This is a genomic window from Streptomyces xiaopingdaonensis, assembly GCF_000262345.1.
GTDB classification, from domain to species: Bacteria; Actinomycetota; Actinomycetes; order Streptomycetales; family Streptomycetaceae; genus Streptomyces; species Streptomyces xiaopingdaonensis.
The window spans coordinates 1-4,021 of sequence record NZ_AJTQ01000329.1; the positions used below are offsets into that span (position 1 = coordinate 1).

General features: G+C 69.1%; 2 protein-coding genes and 1 pseudogene. All 3 read right to left on the reverse strand.

Annotated elements, in window-relative coordinates; genetic code table 11:
- Positions 1 to 213: roadblock/LC7 domain-containing protein (locus UWG_RS0124980; protein WP_016909928.1), on the reverse strand; the 213-nt coding region annotated here is incomplete at its 3' end.
- Positions 214 to 223: 10 nt separating this feature from the next.
- Positions 224 to 3,415, reverse strand: a complete 3,192-nt coding sequence (locus UWG_RS0124985) for a nitrate- and nitrite sensing domain-containing protein (protein WP_050988646.1) — start codon at positions 3,413 to 3,415, stop codon at positions 224 to 226.
- A gap of 408 nt (positions 3,416 to 3,823) precedes the next feature.
- Positions 3,824 to 4,021 (reverse strand): annotated as a pseudogene (locus tag UWG_RS0124990) (ATP-binding protein); the annotation flags it as partial.

The window sequence follows — 4,021 nt, forward strand, 5'->3', positions numbered from 1 at the left end:
CCTGCCGCCTTCGAAGATGCGGGAGGCGCCCGCGGTGAGCGAGGTGAGACCCGATGCCACCGCCGCCAACTGGTCGGCGCGGTCGCGCGGGAACCCCTCGGACATCGCAAGCAGAAGTCCGTCGGCGGAGACCACCACCGTGTGCGACACCCCTGGGGTGTTGTCCACGAAGTTGGTGATCAACCAGTTCAGGTTCTGCGCCGCCTGGCTCATCGGGCTCACACTAACGCTCCTGATCGTAGGTGCTGCCGGGGCCGAAGCCCTGTCGGTCATTCTGATTCGCATCGCCCACCGTGCGCCCCCTGCGCACGCCCCGATGCAGGTTACTGAGCCTGCCCCGGACGTCCTCGGGAGCACGAGAGACCGACGGCCCCTCCTGCGGACTCTGCTCTGCCGTGCCCTCCACCAGGTTGGCTCGGGGCACCCTGCGCGGCAGGCCGGAGTCGGTGACACCACCGACCTGCGGTGCGCGCAACTGTCCCGCCTTGTTCCAGCGGTCGTCGTTGGGCGTCCGCCAGTCCGCTCCGGCCTCCGACTGCTGCATCCCCTGCTGGGGTTGCTGCGGTGGGACCGACGAGTCCTGCGCGGGCTGCTGCGCACCCTGGCCGCTCTGCCCTCCGTTGCCCGGCTGCCGCCCGGTCTCGCGGCGCGGGAGGCCGGCTTCGGTGGTGGAGCGGTAGGTGCTCGGTAGCGGCCCTTGATGATCAAAGCCTACGCGGTCACCCGGGGTGTCCGAAACGCTAGGTGCAGGTTCCGCTTCGGGTCCGACCGGGCCGTACTCGCCCTGGAACAAGGGTTCTTGAGGGGCACTCAGCTGACCGTGCTGGAAACCCCCGCCGGGCTGCTGCGGCTGCTCGCCGCCGAACTGCGGTTGCTCGGGCTGCTGTTGAGGAACCTGCCAGCCTTGCACACCGGACGGGTCGCCGTAGCCGGGCGGCAGGCCCTGCTGCCCGCCCGGGTCCATCGCGCCCTGCGTACCGCCGAGTTGGGCAGGTCCGTCCGCCTGGGCCCCGCCCTGCGGGAGGCCCGGCTGCTGCCCGTACGGCTGCTCGCCGGTGACGGCGGGGTCGTGGTGGTGCTCACCCAGCGCTGCCCGCCGCTCCTCACGGAAGAGCGAGCGGCTCACCGGGTCGAGCGACGACGGGTCGGCGGGGACCTCGTAGCGCCCGTCGTCGAAGCCGAGTTCGCCGGCCGAGCGCCCGGCCCCGCCGTAGTCGGGCTCGACGGCCCGCTCCGCCATGATCCGGGAGACGGTGAAGTCCTCCTCGACGCCCGGCTGCTCGCCGCCGCCACCGTGGGTGATCGCGTCCGGGAGCATGACGAGCGAGGTGGTGCCGGCCTGCTCGCCCGAGGGGCGGAGCTGGACGCGGATGCCGTGCCGGTCGGCGAGACGCCCGACGACGAAGAGGCCCATCCGCTGCGAGACGGCGACGTCGACGTTGGGCGGGTTGGCGAGCTTGTGGTTGATGTCCGCGAAGTCCTCGGCCGTGAGGCCGATCCCCTTGTCGTGGATCTCCACCATGACGCGGCCGTCCGGCAGCCGCGTGGCGGTGACCCGGACCTTCGTCTGCGGGGAGGAGAACGAAGTGGCGTTCTCCAGCAGTTCGGCGAGGAGGTGCACGAGGTCGTTGACGACCTGCCCGTGGATCTCCGTCTCGGGGATGCCCGAGAGTTCGATCCGCTCGTAGTGCTCCACCTCGGAGGAGGCGGCACGCAGGATGTCGACGAGCGGGACGGGCTCCGTCCAGCGGCGGCCCGGCTCCTCGCCGGCGAGGACGAGGAGGTTCTCACCGTTGCGCCGCATGCGCGTCGCGAGGTGGTCCATCCGGAAGAGGCTCTCCAACTGGTCCGGGTCGGCCTCGTTGTCCTCCATGTCCGTGATCAGGTTGAGTTGGCGCTCGATCAGGCCCTGGTTGCGGCGCGAGAGGTTGGTGAAGATCGCGTTGACGTTGCCACGGAGCAGGGCCTGTTCGGCGGCGAGGCGGACGGCCTCGCGGTGCACCTGGTCGAAGGCGCGGGCGACTTCGCCGATCTCGTCGCGGCTGTCGATGGGCATCGGCTCGACGCGGGTGTCGACGCTCCCCGGGTCCGTACGGGAGAGCTGGTCGACGAGGGTCGGCAGGCGTTGCTCGGCCACGTCGAAGGCGGCGGTGCGGAGCGAGCGCATCTGGTGGCTCATCGAGCGCGCCATCTTGCCGGCGATGACGAACGCGAGGAGCAGCGCCAGGAGGACGAAGGCCGAGTTGGCGATGGCGTCCCGCTTGGCGTCCGAGACGATCTGGCTCGTCTCCTCGACCGCCTCGACGGAGAGTTGGTGCTCGATCTTCTCGTAGACCTCGAAGGTGCTGGAGGCCGTCTGGAACCAGGTGTCGGTCGTGATCCCCCGGCTGCGCAGCTTGTCTGCGCCGGCACCGGTCCCGATCGCCGCGATCATCTTCTTGCGGTCGGGCGGGGTGACGAAGGGGACGCCCTTGGAGCGTGCCTCCTGCCGCGCCTCGGCGATCTTCTTCTTGCCGTTCCGCTCGGCTTTTGCCGTCTCCGACTTGAGGAGCTCCATGTCCTCGGGACGGCCGCCCGAGGTGTACTCGCCGAGGGCGATGTTCTCCAGGTACGCGTACGACGCGAACGCCGTCAGCTGCTGCTTCTTGTCGGCGGCCGAGGGGCCGGGCTTGACGAGGAGGTGGGTGCCGATGGACCGCGTGAGCGAACCGGCCGCCTTGGCGAGCGAGATGGCGTAGACGGTGCGGCCGTAGGAGGTCACGTTGCCCGTACCGAGGCCGAGTTCGTTGGCGAACTCCATCAGCGGGTGCTGGATGGTGGTGTAGCCCTCTTCGGTGTCGGTACCGCTGAGGCTGGAGGTGTAGGCGGCCTGGCGGAGGCGGCTCAGCTTCGGCTCGTGCTTCTCGAAAGCGGCGAGGCGGCGCTTGAGACCGGGCTTGTCCGGCATGTTGTCGACAGCCCTGTGGAAGTCGCGGGCCGCCTGGTCCGTGGTGTTGCGCAGGTTGTCGATCTCGGGTGCGTTGCGTTCGCCGTTGAGGAGCGGCTGCGCCGTGCGGTCGCGCTCGTTGATGAGGGCGTTGCCGTACTCCGAGGCCGCCTGCACAAGTGCGGCGGTGCGCTGGGCCTCTTCGGCCTCGCGCCACGTCTGGATGGAGTCGTTGACGCGGAATCCGCCGAGCACCAGCGCCACCAGGACCGGAATCAGCAGGATCGCGTTGAGCCGGGTGGCCACGCGCCAGTTGCGCACCGACAAATGGCTGCCCTTGCCGCCCCGCCCCCCGTCGCCTGCCGGGGTGTTCGCCTGGGGTGTGCCCGAAGACCTGCCGGGAGGCGTCGTGTTGTACGACGGCGGGGTGAAGTTCCCCCGCGTCTCCGCCCGGGCCTGCGGCTCAGGACCCGCCTTGCTTCGCCTCACTCGACTTCTCACCTCTCGGCGCCCAGCGCTCCCGTGATCAGCAGCGCGCCGTCACTACTGCTGAGTTCACGAATTCCAGCACGTCACGGCTGCGCATTCCAAACAGTCGGTTCGCCGACCGGGAAGCGTTCACAGAGCTTCGGAAAACCGGGCATTGGGGCCGTGCACGAACAAAAGGGGAGCGGATCGTGCGCAGAGGGAAACACTCCGCTCGCCACCAGTGTTCAATGGTGCCGCGTTTCACTATCGAAACGTTATGAAGGTGAGGCCGAGGATGGCCAAGACCACACTACCCGCACCGCCGTGGTCCGCCGATCTGCACAACTACATGCAGGCGACGGCAACTTGCTCGTTGTTCGGCCACTCGATCTGCACATACGGTGCACATCGACGGACCACGGCGGGTGCTTACTGCAGGCGGGCGAGGAGCGCGTGCTCGACGAGGGTGATGAGGCCGCTCTTGGCGTCGGCACGGTGGCGGGCGTCCGTCGTGATGATCGGGGCACCCGGGCCGATCTGAAGCGCTTCGCGGACCTCTTCGGGACCGTAGGGCTGATGGCCGTCGAAACCGTTGAGGGCGATCACGAACGGCAACCCCGAGTTCTC